Here is a 19,651-nt window from a genome sequence, read left to right on the forward strand (position 1 = left end):
TCGAGCGATGGTCCGAGGATTTACGTTTTCGCACTGAGTGTCATGGCCTGATGCCCTGGGCCGAGTGCCGTGGGCCGGGCCTGTGGTTCAGGCGAGTACCCCTTCCAGCCATCCGGAGTCGAACTCGCCCTCGGCGACGATCACCGCGGGGCCCGTCATCTCGATTCCGCCGTCGGGGCGCTCGGTGATCACCAGGGTGCCGCCGGGCACGTCGACGGTGTACGTCACAGGCGTGCCGGTGACCGCCGGGTCGGCGCCGTCCCTGCGGGCGGTGGCGACGGCGACGGCGCACGCGCCCGTGCCGCAGGAGCGGGTCTCGCCGGAGCCGCGCTCGTGCACGCGCATCGCGACGTGGCGGGGGCCGCGGTCGACCACGAACTCGACGTTGACGCCGTCCGGGTAGGCGGTGGCGGGCTCGTAGGGCGGCGGGGAGTACAGGTCTCCCGCGTGGGCGAGGTCGGCGACGAAGGCGACCGCGTGCGGGTTGCCCATGTTCACGTTCCGCGCGGGCCAGCTGCGCCCGTCGACGCTCACCACGACGTCGCCGTCGGGGAGGAGCGCACGGCCCATGCCGACGGTGATGTCCCCCGCGGCGGAGCCGCCGTCGGACGCGGTCTTGGCGATGTGCACGGTCTTCACGCCCCCGCGCGTGGCGACGGCGAGGTCGCCCTCGGTGGCGTACCCGGCGTGCTGGAGGTAGCGCGCGAAGACCCGCACGCCGTTACCGCACATCTCGGCGACGGAACCGTCGCCGTTGCGGTAGTCCATGAACCACTCCGCCTCGGCCGCCATGCCCCTGGCCTCGGGGTGCGCCGCGGACCGCACCACGTGCAGCAGCCCGTCGCCACCGATGCCCGCCCGGCGGTCGCAGAGGGCGGCGGCGGCAGCGGGGGGCAGGTCGATGGCGTTCTCCGGATCCGGAACGATCACGAAGTCGTTCTCGGTACCGTGACCCTTGAGGAAGGCGATCCGCGTGCTCATTCCTCGATCGTACGGCGTGGCTCCGGCGGACGACGCGGAGCGGGGCGCGCGCGGACAGGGGGCGCGGCCCGTGTGCGGGCGCGCCGGGCTGCCAGGAGGGGCCGTCGTCCATGCCGGTGCGCTGCTGTCGCGGGCGCGTGCGGGCCGCCGTGCCCCACCTGGAGCGGACGGAGCGGAGCGGGACGCTGTCGCGTACGCGCGGGCTGCCGGACCGCGGCGGCAGACGCGCGCATGAGCCGCCGGCCCGCGGCGGCGGGCGCGCGTCAGCTGCGCAGCCGGGCCACCCGCCACACGGCCAGGACGACGACGGCGGCGACCGCCAGGGCGTACGCGAGGATCATCCGCCAGTCGGCACGGCGCCCCGAGGCGCGCTGCGGCAGGCCCGGCCAGGTGTAGCCGACCCTGCGCGCGGCCATCATGCCCCAGCCGGCCGCGCAGGAGCAGATCAGCAGCCCCAGCATCGCGATCACGGCGCCGCTGTCGCCGAAGTCGAAGGCGAGCGGGAAGGCGAACATCAGGGAGCCGACCGCGGCCAGGCACACGATGGGTGCGAGCTGCCAGATCCGCAGTCGTCGCTGCGGACGCAGTTCGACCTCGACCTCGTCCCCGTACATCTCGTCGGGCTCGGGGCCGTCGGTGGCCACGCGCTCCTGCGTCTCGTCGGGCCCGTCGGGGCTCAGAGCGCCTCCGTCCGGCTCCGGCCCGCCGTGGTCGGCGGTGCCGTGCTCGGTGCTCGGTGCGGTGTTGTGAGGGCCGGCCTCCATCGCCACGCGCCCTCCCAACTAGGACTCACTAGGTCGATCGAAGCTCGATGATGGCACGCCGCCGAAGGACCGGATGACGGCCGGGGCGTCCCGATGCCATCACGTGATCAGGCTGTAACCGGTCGTTCGACCAACGACAGGGCGTGCCGCGGAAGTTCCGTGCGATCCGCCACAGCCCCACTCAACCAGTGCACCCGCGGATCGCGCCTGAACCACGAATCCTGACGGCGCGCGAAGCGTTTGGTGGCACGGACGGTCTCGGCCCGCGCCTCGTCGAGCGTGCATTCGCCGGCGAGGGCCGCGAGTACCTGCTGGTAGCCGAGCGCGCGCGACGCCGTACGCCCCTCGCGCAACCCCTGCGCCTCGAGGGAGCGCACCTCGTCGACCAGACCCGCCTCCCACATCAGGTCGACCCGGCGGGCGATGCGCTCGTCCAGCTCGGGGCGTGCCACGTCGACGCCGATCTGCACGGTGTCGTAGACGGAGTCGTGGCCGGGAAGGTTGGCGGTGAAGGGCCTGCCGGTGATCTCGATCACCTCCAGGGCGCGCACGATCCGGCGCCCGTTGCTGGGCAGGATGGCCTGCCCGGCTTCCGGGTCGGCGGCGGCCAGGCGAGTGTGCAGCGCTCCCGGGCCCCGCAGTTCCAGCTCCTGCTCCAGCCGGGCCCTGACCTCGGGGTCGGTGCCGGGGAACTCCAGGTTGTCGACGGCGCCGCGGACGTAGAGGCCGGAGCCGCCGACGAGGATCGGCCAGCGGCCCTCGGCGAGCAGCGCGTCGATGCGCTCCCGCGCCAGCCGCTGGTACTCGGCGACGGACGCCGTGACCGTCACGTCCCAGATGTCGAGAAGATGGTGCGGGACGCCACCGCGCTCCTCGGGCGTCAGCTTGGCGGTACCGATGTCCATCCCACGGTAGAGCTGCATGGAGTCGGCGTTGACGACCTCACCGCCGAGCCGCTGGGCCAGGAAGACGCCCAGATCGGACTTTCCGGCCGCGGTGGGTCCGACTACGGCGATGACGCGGGGGGCGGGGGGTGCGCTGCTCACCGCACCAGTCTCGCAAACCTCTCACCCGGCCCTCGAACGAGTTACGTGACGGCGCGGAGCCGGGATCGTTGCCCGTTGCGAGGTTCCCGCGCCCCGGACCACCGGGGCCATGGCCCCGGCCACGCAAACGGACGCACCGGAAGCCGCGGGATTTCGCCCGCACGAGTAACCTATGGAGTTGTTGATATGGGCGTTTTTGCACGGCTTTTTCGGAGGTCGAAGACCACGGAGGAGGCTACGGCCGCCGACACGCCGGCCGCCGTCACCCCGGAGCCCGAGCGCGCGGCGGAGGAGAACGCGGCGGAAGCCACGTCCGCAGCCGACGCCGGCCCCCGGAACACCGCTCAGCCCGCGGAGGCCGACGAGTCCACCGACGCCGCCGACTCCGCCGACGCGGAGAGTGTCGGCATCCCCAAGCAGCAGTCCGCCGGGGAGGCCGTCGACAACGAGGCCGACAAGGGCGCCCGCACCTGACTGTCCCGTGAGGGAAGGCGAACCATGGGTCTCCTGGACAACTTGAAGGCCAAGCTGGGACCGGCGAAGGGCAAGGTCTCCGACCTCGCGCAGCAGCACGGGGACAAGATCGACCGCGGTCTCGACAAGGTGGCGAGGACCGTCGACGAGAGGACCAAGGGCAAGTACAGCGACCGGATCCAGACGGGTACGGGCAAGGCCAAGGGCGCCATGGACCGCCTCGCCCACAAGGACGCCGGCGGCACGGACGGAAGCGGCGGCACACCGGGCACCAGCCCGCCGGCCGGGCCGCCTCCGGCTTCCTGACCCGCGCACCCCGGGGCGCCGGCGGGTCACCGGCACATCGGCGGACGGTCACGAGCGGCTCAGCTCCGGGCCGTCCGCCGGCTCGCGCGGGAACGGCGTCCCACGGCCGCCCCGCCGATACCCTTCGACGCCTTGCCGACGGCCGCTGCCCGGCCTGCCGACGACCGCTGCCCGGCGTGCCGACGACCGCTGCCCGGCGTGCCGACGACCGCTGCCCGGCGTGCCGACGGCCGGTGGCCGCGCCGGCTACGACCAGGTGGCCGTGACGTACCCCACCCCGTACGGCGCGTCCTCGTACAGCAGCGCGCCGGCGAGGTCCGTGCCCTCGGCCGCGCCCGCCAGCACCTGCCAGGGCGCCCGGCCGGACACCTTGAGCTCGCGGGCCAGTGCGACGTCCAGCGCCGCGAGAGCGGCCACGTCCGCCGCTCCCAGCGCACGCCCCACCTCCGCGTCGAAGGGCGCCGCCCGCTCATCGAGGTATCCGGGGGCCTTGAGCGTGCGGCACGCGCTGGCGTCGCCCAGCACCAGCAGGGCCACCCGCCCGGCCCGAGCGGCGACGTCCCCTCCTACGGCGGCGCAGCGCCCGGCGGGGAGGGCCTCCCCCACGCCGATGCCCTCGACGGGGGCGTCGGCCCACCCGGTGTGTCCGAGCAGCCAGGCGCCCACGGCCAGCCCGTACGGCAGCTGCGGCCCGGTCTGCTCCCCCTGCGCGCGGTCCGGGCCCAGGCTCACCGCCAGATCCACGCCGAAGCCGCGGAAGGAGCCCCACGCGCCCTGCGGGTAGGCCTCGGGCCCGGCGTCGGCACCGCTCCCGGGGCCGACGACCACGAGCCGGTCGGGCCGGGCGGCGGCGAGCACGCCCAGCGCGTCCGTGCACGCGGCACGCACGGCGTCCATTTCGGGTGCGGCACCCGCGGCGACCTCCGGCACGAGGAGCGGCGGACAGGGGCAGACAGCGGCGGCGACAAGCATGATCGGCAGCGTAACCCCGCACCGCCCTCCGCGGCCGCCCGGCCTGCGGTCAGTCGCAGCCGCAGCCGCTCGCCACGGCGGGCTGGGGCTCGGGAACGCCGATCTTCGGCAGGCCCAGCATCACACCGACGGGCTTGGCCCGCTCGGCCTCGTTGCGCTTCTGCCAGGCGTCGCCCGCGCGCGTGCGGCGCACACCGAGCACCTCGCCCTCGGCGAGGAGGTGGTGCGGAGCGGCGTAGCTGATCTCCACCGTCACCACGTCGCCCGGCCGGACCTCCTGGGCGGGCTTGGTGAAGTGCACCAGGCGGTTGTCGGGGGCGCGGCCGGAGAGGCGGTGGGTGGCACCGTCCTTGCGGCCCTCGCCCTCGGCGACCATCAGCTCCAGGGTGCGGCCGACCTGCTTCTTGTTCTCCTCCCAGGAGATCTCCTCCTGAAGGGCGACGAGACGCTCGTAGCGCTCCTGGACGACCGCCTTGGGGATCTGGCCGTCCATCTCGGCGGCCGGCGTTCCGGGCCGCTTGGAGTACTGGAACGTGAAGGCCTGGGCGAAGCGGGCCTCGCGCACCACGTGCAGGGTCTGCTCGAAGTCCTCCTCGGTCTCGCCGGGGAAGCCCACGATGATGTCGGTGGTGATCGCAGCGTGCGGGATGGCGGCGCGCACCTTCTCGATGATCCCCAGGTAGCGCTCCTGCCGGTAGGAGCGGCGCATCGCCTTCAGCACCGGGTCGGAGCCGGACTGGAGCGGCATGTGCAGCTGCGGCATCGCGTTGGGCGTCTCGGCCATGGCGGCGATGACGTCGTCGGTGAAGTCGCGCGGGTGCGGGGAGGTGAAGCGGACGCGCTCCAGGCCGTCGATGGTGCCGCAGGCGCGCAGCAGCTTGCTGAAGGCCTCGCGGTCACCGATGTCGGAGCCGTAGGCGTTGACGTTCTGCCCGAGGAGGGTGATCTCGGAGACACCCTCGGCGACCAGGGCCTCGACCTCGGCGAGGATGTCGCCGGGCCGGCGGTCCTTCTCCTTGCCGCGCAGCGCGGGGACGATGCAGAAGGTGCAGGTGTTGTTGCAGCCGACGGAGATGGAGACCCAGGCCGCGTAGGCGCTCTCGCGCCGGGTCGGCAGCGTGGACGGGAACGCCTCCAGGGACTCGGCGATCTCGACCTGCGCCTCCTCCTGCACGCGGGCGCGCTCCAGCAGGACGGGCAGCTTGCCGATGTTGTGCGTGCCGAAGACGACGTCCACCCAGGGCGCCCGCTTCACGATGGTGTCGCGGTCCTTCTGCGCCAGGCAGCCGCCGACCGCGATCTGCATGCCGGGCCGGCTCGCCTTCCTCGGGGCGAGGCGGCCGAGATTGCCGTACAGCTTGTTGTCGGCGTTCTCCCGCACGGCGCAGGTGTTGAAGACGACGACGTCCGCGTCGCCGTCGGCCCCCTCGGGGGCGCGGATGTAGCCCGCGTCCTCCAGCAGACCGGACAATCGCTCGGAGTCGTGGACGTTCATCTGGCACCCGTAGGTGCGTACTTCATAGGTGCGTGTGCCGCCCACTGACTGGCTCCGGTCGATGCTGCTCATGGCCATAAGGGTAGGCGGTCGGCGGCGATGGCCCCGGCCGCCTGTGGACAACCGGGACCGAGGCCGGTCGGGGCTGGTCGGAGCTGACGGTCATCCCCGGTGGTCAGGGCTCTATGAGGCCCGCGCGAATCGCGTACCGGGTGAGTTCCAGGCGGTCGCGGACGCCGAGCTTCTGGAGAAGGTTGGCGCGGTGCCGTTCGACGGTCTTGGCGCTGATGAACAGCAGCTCACCGATCTCCTTCGAGGTGTGGCCCTCGGCGACGAGCTTGAGGATCTCCTCCTCGCGTTCGGTGATGGGCCGCTCGGGCAGGCCGTCGCCACTGTGCAGGCGGTCCAGGTAGGAGCGGACCAGGGCCCGCTCGGCGCCCGGGTAGATGAACGGCTCGTCGCGTACCGCCGCCCTGCACGCCTCGACCAGGTCGCGGTCGGCGACGGATTTGAGGACGTAGCCGCAGGCACCGGCCTTGAGGGCCTCGAAGAAGTACTGCTCGTTGTCGTACATGGTCAGGATGAGGATGCGCAGCCCGGGCAGGCGGCGGGAGAGTTCGCGGGCCGCCTGGAGGCCGGTCATGCGGGGCATGGCGACGTCCAGGACGGCGAGGTCGACCTCGGTGGCCCGCGCCGCCGCGACGGCCTCGGCGCCGTCCCCGGCCTCGGCGACGACGGTCAGGTCCGGTTCGCCGTCCAGGATGAGGCGCACTCCGCGGCGCACGAGGGTGTGGTCGTCGGCGAGCAGGACGCGGATCGGGGGCCGGGCGGACATCAGGGACGGTCTCCGGTTCGGTCTGGGGACCGGTCCCCGACCGCGTCCCTGGTTCGGTCCACGGACCCGGTACCGACCGCGTCCCCGGCTCGGTCCACGGACGGGGTACCGACCCCGTCCCCGGCCCGGACCACGGACTCGGTACCGACCCCGTCCCCGGCCCGAGCCACGGACTGCGCCCCCGCCTCGTCCCCGGCTGGATTTCCGGCCGGCCTTCCGACTCCGCCGCGGGCTCGGTTTCCGGTTGATTCCCCGTTTCCGCCGCGGGCTCGGTTTCCGGCCGGCTCCCCGAACGCGCCCTCGGCTCGGTTTCCGGTTCGGTCTCCCCGCGGGACCGGGACACGCAGGCGTACGTCGGTGCCCCGTCCGGGGGCGGGTTCGAAGTGGATTTCGGCTCCTATCAGCAGGGCCCGTTCGCGCATCCCGCGGATACCGGCGCCCTCGGGGGCCTCTCCGAGGCCGGTGCCGTTGTCGCGTACGAGCAGTTCGACGCCGCCGGGCAGTGGGCGGAGGCTGAGCTCCGCGCGGTCGCCGGCGGCGTGGCGGGCGGTGTTGGTCAGGCCCTCCTGGGCGACCCGGTAGATCACGAGTTCCGCCTCCGGGCCGAGCGGGGGCAGGTCGCCGGGGACATGGTGGTGGACGGTCAGCCCATGGTGGGTGAACTCGGTGGCGAGCGAGCGCAGGGCACTGGCGAGGCCGAGCTCCTCCAGGACGCCGGGACGCAGGCGGCGGGCGATGCGGCGGATCTCGTCGAGACCGGCCCGGGTGGCCTCCTGCGCCAGGGACACCTCCTCGCGCAGTTCCCCGGGCACCCGGTCGGCGACGCGCTTGAGCTGGAGGAGGACGGCGGTGAGGGTCTGGCCCACCTCGTCGTGGAGTTCACGGGCGATGCGGTGGCGTTCGCGTTCCTGGGCCTGCAGCGCGCGGCCGGCGCCCGCGGCACGCTCTGCCTGGAGCCGGTCCAGCATCGTGTTGTACGTCGCGATCAGCTGGGCCGCCTCGGCGGGCCCGGCGACCGCGGGGCGGGCCCCGGGCACCAGCAGGTCGGCGGTGGCCATGGCCCGGCCGAGCCGGTGCAGCGGCGTGAGTCCTATGCGCAGGACGACCGCGTTGCCGGCCAGCAGCGCCGCGAGGCCGGCCAGCAGTACCAGCGCCTCGCCGGCCAGAACGGGCGTCGACACGGTGACCGGTCCCAGCAGCAGTGCGGTGGCGACGACCAGGCCCGCGGCGTTGAGCAGGAAGATCCGCCAGAACAGCGACACGGTCCTCTTCCCGCTCCTCCCGGCCTTCGTGCACGACACCGCCGCAACCACCTTCGCCGCTCGAACCCGGCCGCGTATATCCGTCACGACACCCATATCGCCACGGTACGTGTGGATGACAGCATGGCGAGGTCGCGAGCACGTCACGTACGTGCACGAAGCGAAGCAAGAGATGCAGGACGAATGAGGGGAAAGCTCGTGTCAGCTCCACGCCTGAGGGCGACGCCGCTGCCGGGTATCGGGGTCCAGTACGACCTGGTGACCCGCGAACACCGCCATCTGTCGGTGGTGGCACACCGCGACGGCGCCCGGACGGTGAACGTGTACCGGGCCGACGACCCCGATTCCTGCGCGCACTCGCTCCGCCTGGCCGCATCGGAGGCAGGCGCGCTGATCGACGCGCTGAAGCCGTCCCACCACAGCGCGAACCTGCTCTACACCACGGATCTGGGGCTGGTCGCCGAGCGTATCGAGGTGGCCGCCACATCCCGCTGGAACGGCCGGCTGCTGGGCGAGACGTGCATGCGGACCGAGACCGGCGCGTCGATCGTCGCGGTGCTGCGGCGGGCCGAGGCCATCCCGTCGCCGGCGCCGGACTTCCGTCTGGTGGGTGGTGACACACTGATCGTCATCGGCACCCGCGAGGGCGTCGACGCGGCCGCGACGATACTCGGGCAGGAGTGAGCCGGTGCACTCCGCGGTTCTGCTGATCGAGTTCGGCTCCATCATCCTGGGGCTCGGGCTGCTCGGCCGGTTCGCCGGCCGGTACCGTCTTTCCCCGATCCCGCTGTATCTGCTGGCCGGTCTGGCGTTCGGCGAGGGCGGGCTGCTGCCGCTGGGCGCGAGCGAGGAGTTCGTCGCCATCGGCGCCGAGATCGGCGTCATCCTCCTGCTGCTGATGCTGGGCCTCGAGTACACGGCCGGTGACCTGGTCACCAACCTCAAGTCCCACTATCCGGCCGGCCTCGTCGACTGCGCGTTCAACGCGGTGCCGGGCGCGGTGGCCGCACTGCTGCTGGGCTGGGGCCCGGTGGCCGCCGTCGTACTGGCCGGGGTGACGTGGATCTCGTCGTCCGGTGTCATCGCCAAGGTGCTCGGCGATCTCGGCCGCGTCGGCAACCGGGAGACCCCGGTGATCCTGAGTGTGCTGGTCCTGGAAGACCTGGCGATGGCGGTGTACCTGCCGATCGTCACGGCCCTGGTCGCCGGTGCCGGGCTGATGACCGGGAGCATCACGCTGGCGGTCGCGCTGGCCGCGGCGGGTCTGGTGCTGTTCGTGGCGGTGCGCTACGGCCGCCTGATCTCGAGGTTCGTCTCCAGTGACGACCCGGAGAAACTGCTGCTGGTGGTGCTGGGTCTGACGATCCTGGTCGCCGGTGTCGCGCAGCAGCTCCAGGTGTCGGCCGCGGTGGGTGCGTTCCTCGTGGGAATCGCGCTGTCCGGGGAGGTCGCGGAGGGCGCGCACACGTTGCTGAGCCCGCTGCGGGACCTGTTCGCCGCGGTCTTCTTCGTCTTCTTCGGACTGCACACCGATCCGGCCAGCATTCCCCCGGTCCTGCTGCCCGCGCTCGCGCTGGCGCTGCTCACCGCCGTGACGAAGATCGCCACCGGGTACTGGGCGGCGCGGCGGGCGGGGATCTCCGTCAAGGGCCGCTGGCGCACGGGCGGTGCGTTGGTGGCCCGCGGCGAGTTCTCGATCGTCATCGCGGGCCTCGCTGTCTCGGCCGGCATCGAACCGTCCCTGGGACCGCTGGCCACGGCCTACGTCCTCATCCTGGTCATCCTCGGCCCCCTCACCGCCCGCTTCACCGAGCCACTGGCGAGCCGTCTCTTCCGCCGCCGCGACAATCCCGACCGCCCCGCCGGCCCTGCCGACGGAGTCGGTGGGACCGGCGGGGCGCCTCGCACGGCGGGGGCGGAGGCGTCGGTGGGCGACTGACCCCGCCACGGCCCGGCGTTCGGCGCCGCGGACCCGACACGACCCCGGTGCCCAGGCGCCGGACCCCGCACGACCCCGGTACATCAGGTGCCGGGGTCGTCGCACTTCGACGTCGACACGGCGGGCACCTGGAGGCGCGCGGTGCGGGCCGGCCACCACGTCGATGCGCCGCCCCTGTCCCGCCGTACGACGTGACGCCGTACCGACATGGCAGGCCGCGGGACGACGTCGCGGCCCCCGGACCGCCCCGCGCGCCCCTGTCAGACGCCAGGTGTCTCCGGCGTCTGAGCCGTCCCCGGTGCCCACCCCTGCCGGCGCAGTACGCCCGGGACGTCCGGAGCCTCGTAGTGCTCGCCCTTGAGGACCTTGCCGTCGGCTCTGCGGCCGGCCCGACCGTCGGGGCCCAGCTTGGTCATGTTGGAACGGTGGACCTCGGCGATCACCGCGTCGAGGTCGATGCCGTGGACGAGAGCCGTGCCGTACGCGACGTAGACCACGTCGGCCAGTTCGTGCGCGAGCCGGTCGAGCGGGCCGGCCACCGACACCTCGGCGACCTCCGCGGCCTCCTCGGCGAGCAGCTCGGCTCTGTGGGCGGCCAGGCCGGGCGAGACCTCGGTCGGAGTGGTGCGTACGTCCAGCCCGAAGGCGAGGTGGAAGGCGCGGACCAGGCCGGCGGGCGAGGAGCTCATGTCGACGACTGTAGCGAGCGCCACCGACAACCGGTCCCGCGCGCCCGAACGGTCGCCGTGTGAGCTCGGCCCTGGTCAGTGGGTTTGCGGACTGGCAGGATCGCGTCCATGTCCTCGCTGCTCTCCCGTGTCGGCAGGCGCCGGGCCGTCCGGGGCGCCGTCGCCGGTGCCGTCGCCCTCGGGCTGCTCCTGTGGTGGCTGCTGCCGCTGGGCGAGGAGCCGCCGGACGGCACGATCACCTTCAGCACGGGCACCCGCGCGGGGGTCTACCAGAAGTACGGCGAGCTGCTGCGCACCGAGCTGCGCAAGGACATGCCGGGTCTGAAGGTGCGGCTGACGACCAGCGCGGGCTCGCAGGAGAACGTCGAGCGGGTGGCGTCCGGCGAGGCCGACTTCACGATCGCCGCGGCCGACGCGGTGGAGACGTACAAGATCGACGGCCGTCCCGGCGCCGAGGAACTGCGCGGTGTCACCCGTCTCTACGACGACTACGTACAGCTCGTGGTGCCGGGCGACTCGGACATCCAGTCCGTCGCCGACCTGCGCGGCAAGCGAGTGGCCATCGGGCTGCCGAACTCGGGCGTACGGCTGATCGCCACCCGGCTGCTGAAGGCCGTGGGCATCGACCCGGAGGAGGACATCACGCCCCGGGCGGACGGGATCGACACCGGCCCCGGGCGGCTGGGCGACGAGCTCGACGCGTTCTTCTGGTCGGGTGGGGTGCCGACGGACGGACTCAGGCAGATCGCGGAGACCTCCGCCTTCCGGTTCGTACCGATCGGTGAGGACCTCGTCACCGAACTGCACGAATCCGGCGGCGCGACCCGCTACTACCGCACCACCAACATGCCGGAGTCGGCCTACCCCACCGTGCAGAACGGTGCGGTGGTGCCCACGATGGCGGTGTCCAACCTGCTGGTGACGCGCGCGGACATGGATCCGCGGCTCACCGAGTGGCTGACCAGGACGGTGCTCGACAGCCGCGACGGCATCGGGGCGACCGTGCACTCCGCGCAGCTGGTGGACCTGCGTACCGCGATCTACACCGCCCCGCTGGAGCTGCACGAGGGCGCCCGGCGCTACTACCGGTCGGTGAAGCCGTAGGGCTGCTCCGGCCCCTTCCGCATGCCCGGCCCCTTCCGCGCACCCGGCTCCTTCGGCACGCCCGGCCCCGGCTCCGACCCCGGCCCCGACCTCGGCACCGTGACCGTCACCTCGAGGCCGTGCGGCTCGTGGTGACCGAAGGAGATCGAGCCGTCGCCCGCCGCGAGCAGTGCCCGGCAGATGGACAGGCCGAGGCCGGAGCCCTTGATGTTCTGGTGCCGGCCGCTGCGCCAGAAGCGGTCACCCACGCGCGCGAGTTCCTCGTCGGTCAGCCCGGGGCCGTTGTCGGTGACGACGACGGTCGCGGCGTTGCCGGTGGACGCCACCGTGACCCGGACGGTCTCGTCGACCGGCGTGAACTTCAGCGCGTTGTCGATGACCGCGTCCAGGGCGCTGGACAGCGTCACGGGGTCGGCCCAGCCCGTGGTCGGCGGGCAGTCCCCCACCAGCCGTACGCCCCTGGCGTCGGCCGTCGGGGACCAGGCCGCCAGCCGTTCGGCGGCCAGCGCGCCGATGTCGGTGACCTTCAGGTCGGCCTGGCTGTGCTCGGCCAGCGCCAGGTCGAGCAGGTCGTCCAGGACCCGGGCCAGGCGTTTGCCCTCGGTCTGGACGGAGGCGATCTCCTCGTTGCCCTCGGGGAGCTCCAGGGCGAGCAGTTCGATGCGCAGCAGCAGTGCCGCGAGGGGGTTGCGCAGCTGGTGCGAGGCGTCGGCGACGAAGGCGCGCTGTTGCTCCAGCACGTCCTCCACGTGGTCCGCCATCTCGTTGAAGGACCGGGCCAGGCGTCTGAGCTCCGGCGGTCCCCCGGCCGGCGCGACCCGGGACTTGAGCCGTCCGGTGGCGATGTCGTGGGTCGTGGCGTCCAGGACGCGTACGGGTCTGAGCACCCAGCCCGTCAGCCGGAGCGCGGCGCCGACGGCGAGCAGCATCGCGGCGATCTCTCCGGCGCCGATGACCAGCCAGCCGCGCAGGGTCCGCGACCGCATCGAGTCGGTGGGCGAGTCGGTGACGACGACCGCGACCACGTCCCCGTCCCGGATGACCGGCGAGGCGACGACGAGCCGGCCGTCCTCCCAGGGCCACACCTGCTGCGGGTCGTGGCTGCGGCGGCTGAGCAGCGCCTCGTCGAAGGAGTCGCGCACCTCGCCGGCCTGAGGCAGGAACCAGGTCGTGGGCGCGTTGGCCATCGGGATGTGGTTGCGGTAGAAGACGCCCGCCTTGATGCCGTAGACCTCGTAGTAGCTGATGAGTTCGGTCTGCAGGGTCTCCAGGCGTTCGTCCGTGGTCGTCCGGCGCGAGCCGCCCGGCACGTCCTCGGTGACGAACTGGGCGAGCGCGGCGAAGCGCGCCGTGTCGTCTATGCGGTCGATGACGACCTTCTGCTGCTCCGCGCGGGCGACGCTGACGCCGAGCGGAACGCCGAGCGCGAGCAGTACGGCGGCCATCAGGACGATGAGCAGCGGCAGCAGACGTGTGCTCACCCGGCCCCGCTATCCGGTGGGGGCGACGAGGCGGTAGCCGACGCCGCGGACGGTCTCGATGAGCGCCGGCATGCGCAGCTTGGCGCGCAGGGAGGCGACGTGCACCTCCAGCGTGCGCCCGGTCCCCTCCCAGCTGGTGCGCCAGACCTCGCTGATGATCTGCTCCCGGCGGAAGACCACTCCGGGGCGCTGCGCGAGCAGGGCGAGCAGGTCGAACTCCTTGCGGGTGAGCTGGACGACCGAACCCTCCACGCTGACCTGCCGCGTCGACAGTTCGATGCGCACCGCTCCGAGGCGGACCACGGTCTCGGCGCTCCCGGAGGCGTCCTCGTGGGCGGTGCGCCGGCTGACGGCGTGGATGCGGGCGAGCAGTTCGCCGGTGTCGTACGGCTTGACCACGTAGTCGTCGGCGCCGAGGTTGAGGCCGTGGATGCGGGAGCGGACGTCCGCGCGGGCGGTGACCATGATGACCGGAGTGCTCGTACGCTTGCGGATCTTGCCGCAGACCTCGTAGCCGTCCTGGTCGGGCAGGCCGAGGTCGAGCAGGACGACGCCGAAGCAGTCGCCTTCGGGGACGAGTGCCTGGAGCGCTTCCTCGCCGTTGCGCGCGTGGGTGACGTCGAAGCCGTGCCGCGCGAGGATCGCGGACAGGGCGGCGGCTACGTGGTTGTCGTCCTCGACGAGCAGCAGTCTCATCCGGGCCTCCTTCGGTTCATCGGCCGTACGCCTGACGTGGGTAGAAAGACGCATGCACGCACGCGTGCGCCTTGTGCAGTGACGCCGATGGAGGGGGACGGCGTCAAGAGGGTTCCGGTTGCGGCCGCTCGAAGTTATCCGGCCGATATGCACCCTGCTCACAAGTGCTACGACTCGTGTCCGATTGCTATCGGATCGTGATGCTCAGATTCCCCTCAGATGTAGAGACGCAGGTCGTTCGGCGTTACTACTGTCCTCCGAAACCGAGGAGGACGGAGCCCGAGAGCGATGACCAAAGTATCGGTGGCCAAGGAAGATGTGGCCGCGACCGGCGAACTGGTCGTCCTGAAGAGTGTCAACAAGCACTTCGGCGCGTTGCACGTGCTCCAGGACATCGACCTGACGATCACCCGCGGCGAGGTTGTCGTGGTCATCGGGCCCTCCGGGTCCGGTAAGTCCACCCTGTGCCGCACCATCAACCGCCTGGAGACCATCGACTCAGGATCGATCGCGATCGACGGCATGCCGCTGCCCGCGGAGGGCAAGGAGCTCGCCAGGCTTCGGGCCGACGTCGGCATGGTTTTCCAGTCCTTCAATCTCTTCGCGCACAAGACCGTGCTCGAGAACGTCACCCTGGGCCAGATCAAGGTCCGCAAGGCCGACGCCAAGACGGCCGAGGAGAAGGCCCGCGCCCTGCTCGACCGCGTCGGCGTGAGCGCCCAGGCGGACAAGTACCCCGCGCAGCTCTCCGGCGGTCAGCAGCAGCGCGTCGCCATCGCGCGGGCGCTGGCCATGGATCCGAAGGTCATGCTGTTCGACGAGCCGACGTCGGCTCTCGACCCCGAGATGATCAACGAGGTGCTGGAGGTCATGCAGCAGCTCGCCCGCGAAGGCATGACCATGATCGTGGTCACGCACGAGATGGGCTTCGCCCGGTCGGCGGCCAACCGCGTGGTGTTCATGGCGGACGGCCGCATCGTCGAAGAGGCCACGCCGGACCAGTTCTTCAGCAACCCGCGCAGTGACCGCGCCAAGGACTTCCTGTCGAAGATCCTGCACCACTGACGCTCCCGGCGCGGCCCCGGCGTACTGCGCCGCCCGCCCTGGCGGCCCACCCCCGTCGGCCGCATCCGATCACTTGATCCCTCTGATCGTCCGATCGCAGTTCGATCACAGCTCGATCACAGCCAAAGGATGTTCACCATGAAGCTCCGCAAGGTCACCGCCGCCTCGGCCGCCGTGTTCGCCCTCGCCCTGACCGCCACCGCGTGCGGCTCCGACGACGGAGACGACAGCGGCTCGTCCGGTGGCGGCGACAAGAAGATCACCATCGGTATCAAGTTCGACCAGCCCGGCCTCGGCCAGAAGACCCCGGACGGTTACGAGGGCTTCGACGTGGACGTCGCCACGTACGTCGCCAAGAAGCTCGGCTACACCGAGGACCAGATCGAGTGGAAGGAGTCGAAGAGCGCCGACCGCGAGACCATGCTGCAGCGCGGCGACGTCGACTTCATCGCCGCGACGTACTCGATCACTCCCAAGCGCGAGGAGAAGGTCGACTTCGCCGGCCCCTACCTGCTGGCCCACCAGGACGTGCTGATCCGCGCCGACGACGACGAGATCAAGTCGCCGGAGGACCTGAACGACGCGAAGCTCTGCTCGGTCACCGGCTCGACGTCGGCGCAGAACGTCAAGGACAAGCTGGCGCCCAAGGCGCAGCTGCAGAACTACCCGACGTACTCCGCCTGCCTGAACGGCCTGCAGACCGGTGCCATCGACGCGCTCACCACGGACGACTCGATCCTCGCCGGTTACGCCTCCCAGGACCAGTTCAAGGGCAAGTTCAAGCTGGGCGGCTTCAAGATGACCAACGAGAACTACGGCATCGGCGTCAAGAAGGGCAGCGACCTCAAGGCCAAGATCAACGACGCGCTCGAGGCCATGTTCACCGACGGTGCCTGGGAGACGGCCGTGAAGGACAACTTCGGTCCGGCCAACTACAAGAACGAGCCCGCGCCGAAGATCGGTGACATCAAGAGCTGAGGCCGGGCCTGACAGGGTGCGTCGCCCTCCGGAAGGGGCGGCGCACCGGGGCGGGCATCCCTACACGCGGAAGCGCGGGAGATCGTGTTCGACTTTCTTCAGGATTACGACCTGCTGGGAGCCTTCTGGACGACAGTGCAGCTCGCTGTGCTGTCGGCCGTCGGCTCCCTGATCTGGGGCACCCTGCTGGCCGCCATGCGCGTCAGCCCGGTGCCGTTGATGCGCGGCTTCGGGACCGCGTACGTGAACACCGTTCGGAACATCCCGCTGACGGTGATCATTCTGTTCTCGTCGCTGGGCCTGAACCAGACCCTTGGCGTCTACCTGGGTGCCGAGGGCGACTTCGAGACGATCAACTTCCGGCTCGCCGTCCTATCGCTGGTCCTCTACACGTCGTCCTTCGTGTGCGAGGCACTGCGCTCCGGCATCAACACGGTGCCGGTCGGCCAGGCGGAGGCGGCCCGAGCCCTCGGCCTGAGCTTCAGCCAGGTGCTCCGGCTGGTCGTGCTCCCGCAGGCGTTCCGGTCCTCGGTCGTCCCCTTGGCCAACGTGCTGATCGCGCTCATCAAGAACACCACGGTGGCCGCCGCGATCGGTGTCGCCGAGGCGGCGGCGCTGATGAAGGACATGATCGAGAACGAGGCGCAGTTGCTGCTGATCTCCGGGATCATCGCCTTCGGCTTCGTGGTTCTGACGCTGCCGACCGGCCTGATTCTCGGCTGGGTGGGCAAGAAGGTGGCGGTGAAGCGATGAGCTCCGTTCTCTACGACGCACAGGGTCCACGCGCCAAGCGGCGCAACGTCCTGTTCACGGTCGTCTTCCTGGTCGCCCTCGCGGCCCTCCTGTGGTGGGTGTACGCGGCCCTCGACGAGAAGGGGCAGCTCGAGTGGGCCAAGTGGGAGATGTTCTTCACCAGCAGTGAGCCCTGGTCGACGTACATCTGGCCGGGCCTGGAGAACACCCTGAAGGCCGCGGCTCTCGCGATGGTCATCGCTCTGCCGCTCGGTGCCGTGCTGGGCATCGCCCGGCTGTCGGACCACGCGTGGGTGCGGGTCCCGGTCACGGTCGTGGTGGAGTTCTTCCGGTCCATCCCGGTGCTGGTTCTGATGATCTTCGGCAACGCGCTGTTCGCCGAGTACACCGGTGTCAGCTCGGACGACCGTCCGCTGTACGCGGTCGTCACGGGGCTGGTCCTGTACAACGCCGCCGTACTCGCGGAGATCGTCCGGGCCGGCATCCTCGCCCTCCCCAAGGGGCAGGCCGAGGGTGCGATGGCGATCGGTCTGCGCAAGAGCCAGTCCATGCGGCTGATCCTGCTGCCGCAGGCGGTCACCGCGATGCTGCCGGCCATCGTCAGCCAGCTCGTCGTGATCCTGAAGGACACGGCTCTCGGTGGCGCGGTCCTCACCTTCCCCGAGCTGCTCGCCTCCGCCAACACGATGAGCGCCTACTACGGCGCCAACGTCATCGCCAGCTTCACCGTCATCGCCGTCCTCTTCATTGCTCTCAACTTCGGCCTCACGAGCTTCGCGAGCTGGCTGGAGCGCCGGCTGCGGCGGGCCAAGAAGTCGACCGGTGCGGTGCTGGGGGCGGACGACAACCAGCCGAACGCCGGAGCGGTCGCGGGTGGCGGCGGGGGCCTCGCCTGACACTCGGTCACCTCGTACGACCATCGACGGAGGCAGCGGCGTGATCGCCACTGCCTCCGTCGCTTGACGCAGGCGGCGGCAATAGGTTGCATACGTTCTGTGACCGTGCACCCTGCTCCAACGTCCTGTTCACCTGCGTCCCCCGGGACACCGCCACGGGCAGGGGGCACCGCACCGTGGATCCGGTGATCATCGCCGGAGCGGGGCCCGTCGGGCTCACGCTCGCCCTGGCGCTGGCGCGGCAGGAGGTGCCCTGTGTCGTCCTCGACGAGGGGCCCGGCAAGGACGAACCGCGTCCGGCACGCACCGTCGTCCTGCGCGAGGACGCCGTCGCCCTCGTCGAGCGGCTGACCGGCACACCGCTGACGGGACCGGGTGTCCGTTGGGCCGGATGGCGGTCGATGCGGCGCAAGCAGGTGACGCGCGAGGTCGGTTTCGGCGAGACCGACCCGGCGCCGCTGCACATCGCCCAGCACGAGCTGACCGGCGTCCTGCGCACGGCGCTCTCCCACGAGCCGCTCGTCAGGATCGCGGCCGGCAGCCGCCTGGACGGCATCGAACAGGAGACCTCCGGCGTCACGGCCCACACCCGCGGCCCCAGCGGCACCTGGTGGCGCGGCAGTTACCTGGTCGGCTGCGACGGCCCCCGCTCGACCGTCCGCAAGCTCCAGGACATCCGCTTCCCCGGCCGTACGGCGGTGGAACGATACGCCGTTGCCGCACTGCGCACGGAACTCCCGTGGACCGACGAGGCGTTGCTCCACCGGATGCCGCCGTGGCGTACGTCGGGCCCGTCGGCGGGCGAGATCGTCGGCCACCCCCTGCCGGACGGCGTGTGGCGCCTGGACTGGCTGCTGCCCCCCGGCAAGGACCTGGTCACGCCCGAACTGCTGGTCAACCGGGTCCGCGAGACCCTCACCGGCTGGGCCGGCGGGTCGACCCCGTCGTACGAACTCCTCGACACCGGAGTCCACACCGTCCACCACCGGCTGGCCCGCCGCTGGCGGGTGGGCCGCGTGCTCCTCGCCGGGGACGCGGCCCATCTGCTGGGCGCGCTGGGCACGCAGGGGCTCGAGGAGGGGCTGCTGGACGCCGACAACCTCGCCTGGAAACTCGCCCTGGCCTGGCATCACGGGCCGCGCGAGGCCCTGCTCGACAGCTACGAGCAGGAGCGGCGCACGGCGATCGCCGCACGGTTGCGCGCCGCCGACCAGGTACTGCCGCTGCTGCGGGGCGGCGGGGGCCTGCGTTCCTACGTTCCCGGCTCGTCCCGCGGCAACGACGCGCTGCTCGCGGACGGTCACCTGGGGCGTGGAGCGCTGGGTGCGCCCGGGGCGTACGCCGACTCGCCGCTCGCGCCCGGGCAGCTCGCCGGGGAGGTGCCCGTCGGCACACCGCCCGGGGCGCCCGTCACCGACGTGCGGGTCACGGCGGAGGACGGCACGTTCGTACGGCTGCGCGACCGGCTCGGGCGCGGGGCACTGCTGGTGCTGCTGATCGCGCCGGGTACGGGTGTCTGGGACCGCAAGCACTGGGTGACCGCCGGGATCATGCCCCGGCTGGCGGCGGCGGTGACGGCGCTGCCCCACCACGCCGAGCTGCTGGTCGCCGAGGCCTATCCGGGGGCCGCCGCCCACACGGTGCTGCTGGTACGGCCCGACGGTCACCTGGTCACGGCGCTGAACGGGGTGCGCCCGGCCGACCTGTACGCGGCTGCGGAGGTGGCGGTGGGCGGGGCGGTGGCGGCCACGCAAGGCACTACGGCCACGGAGAAGGAGGCGGGGGCAGGGGCGGGGGCCGCGGCCGGGTCCCGCTGACCGGCCGACGAACCCGTGGGTGGGCGGACCGTCGTCCGTGGACCCGGAGTCGGCCGCGTAGCGACCGCAGCCGCTCGGGAACAGGCCCGCGCACGCGC

The 19,651-nt window shown here is 71.8% G+C and carries 19 protein-coding genes and 1 pseudogene; 10 read left to right on the forward strand and 10 right to left on the reverse strand.

From position 1 onward, the window contains the following. Positions 1-87 precede the first annotated feature (87 nt). From dapF to miaA, 3 genes are all read right to left on the reverse strand, one after another. Entirely contained in the window at positions 88-981 is an 894-nt protein-coding gene (gene dapF / locus ACZ7G3_RS13200; RefSeq protein WP_470925365.1) for a diaminopimelate epimerase, read from the reverse strand. A gap of 263 nt (positions 982-1,244) precedes the next feature. Continuing rightward, positions 1,245-1,745, reverse strand: coding sequence for a hypothetical protein (locus ACZ7G3_RS13205; protein ID WP_470925434.1), 501 nt, complete (start codon positions 1,743-1,745; stop codon positions 1,245-1,247). A 107-nt stretch (positions 1,746-1,852) separates the two neighbouring features. Beyond that, complete coding sequence (gene miaA, locus ACZ7G3_RS13210) at positions 1,853-2,791, reverse strand: tRNA (adenosine(37)-N6)-dimethylallyltransferase MiaA (RefSeq protein WP_470925367.1); 939 nt, start codon at positions 2,789-2,791, stop codon at positions 1,853-1,855. Between the two features lie 186 nt (positions 2,792-2,977). On the opposite strand from miaA, the gene ACZ7G3_RS13215 reads away from it, so the two are divergent. Together ACZ7G3_RS13215 and ACZ7G3_RS13220 are read left to right on the forward strand one after the other, a co-directional pair. After that, positions 2,978-3,265, forward strand: coding sequence for a hypothetical protein (locus ACZ7G3_RS13215; protein ID WP_470925369.1), 288 nt, complete (start codon positions 2,978-2,980; stop codon positions 3,263-3,265). Between the two features lie 24 nt (positions 3,266-3,289). Beyond that, positions 3,290-3,571, forward strand: coding sequence for an antitoxin (locus tag ACZ7G3_RS13220; protein ID WP_426597836.1), 282 nt, complete (start codon positions 3,290-3,292; stop codon positions 3,569-3,571). Between the two features lie 246 nt (positions 3,572-3,817). Here ACZ7G3_RS13220 and ACZ7G3_RS13225 read toward each other — a convergent pair whose 3' ends face one another. From ACZ7G3_RS13225 to ACZ7G3_RS13240, 4 genes and pseudogenes are all read right to left on the reverse strand, one after another. After that, entirely contained in the window at positions 3,818-4,543 is a 726-nt protein-coding gene (locus ACZ7G3_RS13225) for a class III extradiol dioxygenase subunit B-like domain-containing protein (RefSeq protein WP_470925371.1), read from the reverse strand. Between the two features lie 49 nt (positions 4,544-4,592). Next, complete coding sequence (gene miaB, locus ACZ7G3_RS13230; protein WP_470925373.1) at positions 4,593-6,110, reverse strand: tRNA (N6-isopentenyl adenosine(37)-C2)-methylthiotransferase MiaB; 1,518 nt, start codon at positions 6,108-6,110, stop codon at positions 4,593-4,595. 103 nt (positions 6,111-6,213) lie between these two features. Further along, positions 6,214-6,873 (reverse strand): response regulator, encoded by a 660-nt coding sequence (locus ACZ7G3_RS13235; protein ID WP_426597833.1) that lies wholly within the window; start codon positions 6,871-6,873, stop codon positions 6,214-6,216. A 314-nt stretch (positions 6,874-7,187) separates the two neighbouring features. Beyond that, positions 7,188-8,231 (reverse strand): annotated as a pseudogene (locus ACZ7G3_RS13240) (sensor histidine kinase); the annotation flags it as partial. Between the two features lie 102 nt (positions 8,232-8,333). Between ACZ7G3_RS13240 and ACZ7G3_RS13245 the strand changes: the two are divergent. Beyond that, positions 8,334-8,819, forward strand: a complete 486-nt coding sequence (locus ACZ7G3_RS13245) for a cation:proton antiporter regulatory subunit (protein WP_426521788.1) — start codon at positions 8,334-8,336, stop codon at positions 8,817-8,819. A 4-nt stretch (positions 8,820-8,823) separates the two neighbouring features. Next, positions 8,824-10,074 carry a cation:proton antiporter gene (locus tag ACZ7G3_RS13250; RefSeq protein ID WP_426597832.1) on the forward strand — a complete coding sequence of 417 codons (1,251 nt, stop codon included), beginning with the start codon at positions 8,824-8,826 and terminating at the stop codon, positions 10,072-10,074. Positions 10,075-10,334: 260 nt separating this feature from the next. On the opposite strand, the gene ACZ7G3_RS13255 is transcribed toward ACZ7G3_RS13250, so the two are convergent. After that, positions 10,335-10,763, reverse strand: a complete 429-nt coding sequence (locus ACZ7G3_RS13255) for a pyrophosphohydrolase domain-containing protein (RefSeq protein WP_470925376.1) — start codon at positions 10,761-10,763, stop codon at positions 10,335-10,337. A 108-nt stretch (positions 10,764-10,871) separates the two neighbouring features. Between ACZ7G3_RS13255 and ACZ7G3_RS13260 the strand changes: the two genes are divergently transcribed. Further along, a complete protein-coding gene (locus tag ACZ7G3_RS13260; protein WP_426597830.1) occupies positions 10,872-11,867 on the forward strand; it encodes a TAXI family TRAP transporter solute-binding subunit in 996 nt (331 codons plus the stop codon). On the opposite strand, the gene ACZ7G3_RS13265 is transcribed toward ACZ7G3_RS13260, so the two are convergent. Both ACZ7G3_RS13265 and ACZ7G3_RS13270 read right to left on the reverse strand, forming a co-directional pair. Beyond that, positions 11,846-13,348, reverse strand: coding sequence for a HAMP domain-containing sensor histidine kinase (locus tag ACZ7G3_RS13265; RefSeq protein WP_470925378.1), 1,503 nt, complete (start codon positions 13,346-13,348; stop codon positions 11,846-11,848). The genes ACZ7G3_RS13260 and ACZ7G3_RS13265 overlap by 22 nt on opposite strands. Positions 13,349-13,357: 9 nt before the next feature. Further along, positions 13,358-14,044, reverse strand: a complete 687-nt coding sequence (locus tag ACZ7G3_RS13270; protein ID WP_470925380.1) for a response regulator transcription factor — start codon at positions 14,042-14,044, stop codon at positions 13,358-13,360. 288 nt (positions 14,045-14,332) lie between these two features. On the opposite strand from ACZ7G3_RS13270, the gene ACZ7G3_RS13275 reads away from it, so the two are divergent. From ACZ7G3_RS13275 to ACZ7G3_RS13295, 5 genes are all read left to right on the forward strand, one after another. Then, entirely contained in the window at positions 14,333-15,109 is a 777-nt protein-coding gene (locus ACZ7G3_RS13275) for an amino acid ABC transporter ATP-binding protein (RefSeq protein ID WP_426521782.1), read from the forward strand. A gap of 138 nt (positions 15,110-15,247) precedes the next feature. Continuing rightward, positions 15,248-16,087, forward strand: a complete 840-nt coding sequence (locus ACZ7G3_RS13280; protein ID WP_470925382.1) for a glutamate ABC transporter substrate-binding protein — start codon at positions 15,248-15,250, stop codon at positions 16,085-16,087. An 84-nt stretch (positions 16,088-16,171) separates the two neighbouring features. After that, positions 16,172-16,840 (forward strand): amino acid ABC transporter permease, encoded by a 669-nt coding sequence (locus ACZ7G3_RS13285; RefSeq protein WP_470925384.1) that lies wholly within the window; start codon positions 16,172-16,174, stop codon positions 16,838-16,840. Continuing rightward, entirely contained in the window at positions 16,837-17,736 is a 900-nt protein-coding gene (locus tag ACZ7G3_RS13290) for an amino acid ABC transporter permease (protein ID WP_470925385.1), read from the forward strand. The genes ACZ7G3_RS13285 and ACZ7G3_RS13290 overlap by 4 nt, the downstream gene beginning before the upstream one ends. 176 nt (positions 17,737-17,912) lie before the next feature. Further along, positions 17,913-19,553 (forward strand): FAD-dependent monooxygenase, encoded by a 1,641-nt coding sequence (locus tag ACZ7G3_RS13295; RefSeq protein ID WP_470925387.1) that lies wholly within the window; start codon positions 17,913-17,915, stop codon positions 19,551-19,553. The last annotated feature ends 98 nt before the right edge of the window (positions 19,554-19,651 follow it).

Source organism: Streptomyces sp. NPDC037271, assembly GCF_055603605.1.

What these genes read in the sequence shown, in the direction of transcription:
- dapF (WP_470925365.1), bottom strand. Translation starts at nt 981, where the DNA reads ATGAGCACGCGGATCGCCTTCCTCAAGGGTCACGGTACCGAGAACGAC.
- ACZ7G3_RS13205 (WP_470925434.1), bottom strand. Translation starts at nt 1,745, where the DNA reads ATGGAGGCCGGCCCTCACAACACCGCACCGAGCACCGAGCACGGCACC.
- ACZ7G3_RS13215 (WP_470925369.1), top strand. Translation starts at nt 2,978, where the DNA reads ATGGGCGTTTTTGCACGGCTTTTTCGGAGGTCGAAGACCACGGAGGAG.
- ACZ7G3_RS13220 (WP_426597836.1), top strand. Translation starts at nt 3,290, where the DNA reads ATGGGTCTCCTGGACAACTTGAAGGCCAAGCTGGGACCGGCGAAGGGC.
- ACZ7G3_RS13225 (WP_470925371.1), bottom strand. Translation starts at nt 4,543, where the DNA reads ATGCTTGTCGCCGCCGCTGTCTGCCCCTGTCCGCCGCTCCTCGTGCCG.
- miaB (WP_470925373.1), bottom strand. Translation starts at nt 6,110, where the DNA reads ATGAGCAGCATCGACCGGAGCCAGTCAGTGGGCGGCACACGCACCTAT.
- ACZ7G3_RS13235 (WP_426597833.1), bottom strand. Translation starts at nt 6,873, where the DNA reads ATGTCCGCCCGGCCCCCGATCCGCGTCCTGCTCGCCGACGACCACACC.
- ACZ7G3_RS13255 (WP_470925376.1), bottom strand. Translation starts at nt 10,763, where the DNA reads ATGAGCTCCTCGCCCGCCGGCCTGGTCCGCGCCTTCCACCTCGCCTTC.
- ACZ7G3_RS13260 (WP_426597830.1), top strand. Translation starts at nt 10,872, where the DNA reads ATGTCCTCGCTGCTCTCCCGTGTCGGCAGGCGCCGGGCCGTCCGGGGC.
- ACZ7G3_RS13270 (WP_470925380.1), bottom strand. Translation starts at nt 14,044, where the DNA reads ATGAGACTGCTGCTCGTCGAGGACGACAACCACGTAGCCGCCGCCCTG.
- ACZ7G3_RS13275 (WP_426521782.1), top strand. Translation starts at nt 14,333, where the DNA reads ATGACCAAAGTATCGGTGGCCAAGGAAGATGTGGCCGCGACCGGCGAA.
- ACZ7G3_RS13280 (WP_470925382.1), top strand. Translation starts at nt 15,248, where the DNA reads ATGAAGCTCCGCAAGGTCACCGCCGCCTCGGCCGCCGTGTTCGCCCTC.
- ACZ7G3_RS13290 (WP_470925385.1), top strand. Translation starts at nt 16,837, where the DNA reads ATGAGCTCCGTTCTCTACGACGCACAGGGTCCACGCGCCAAGCGGCGC.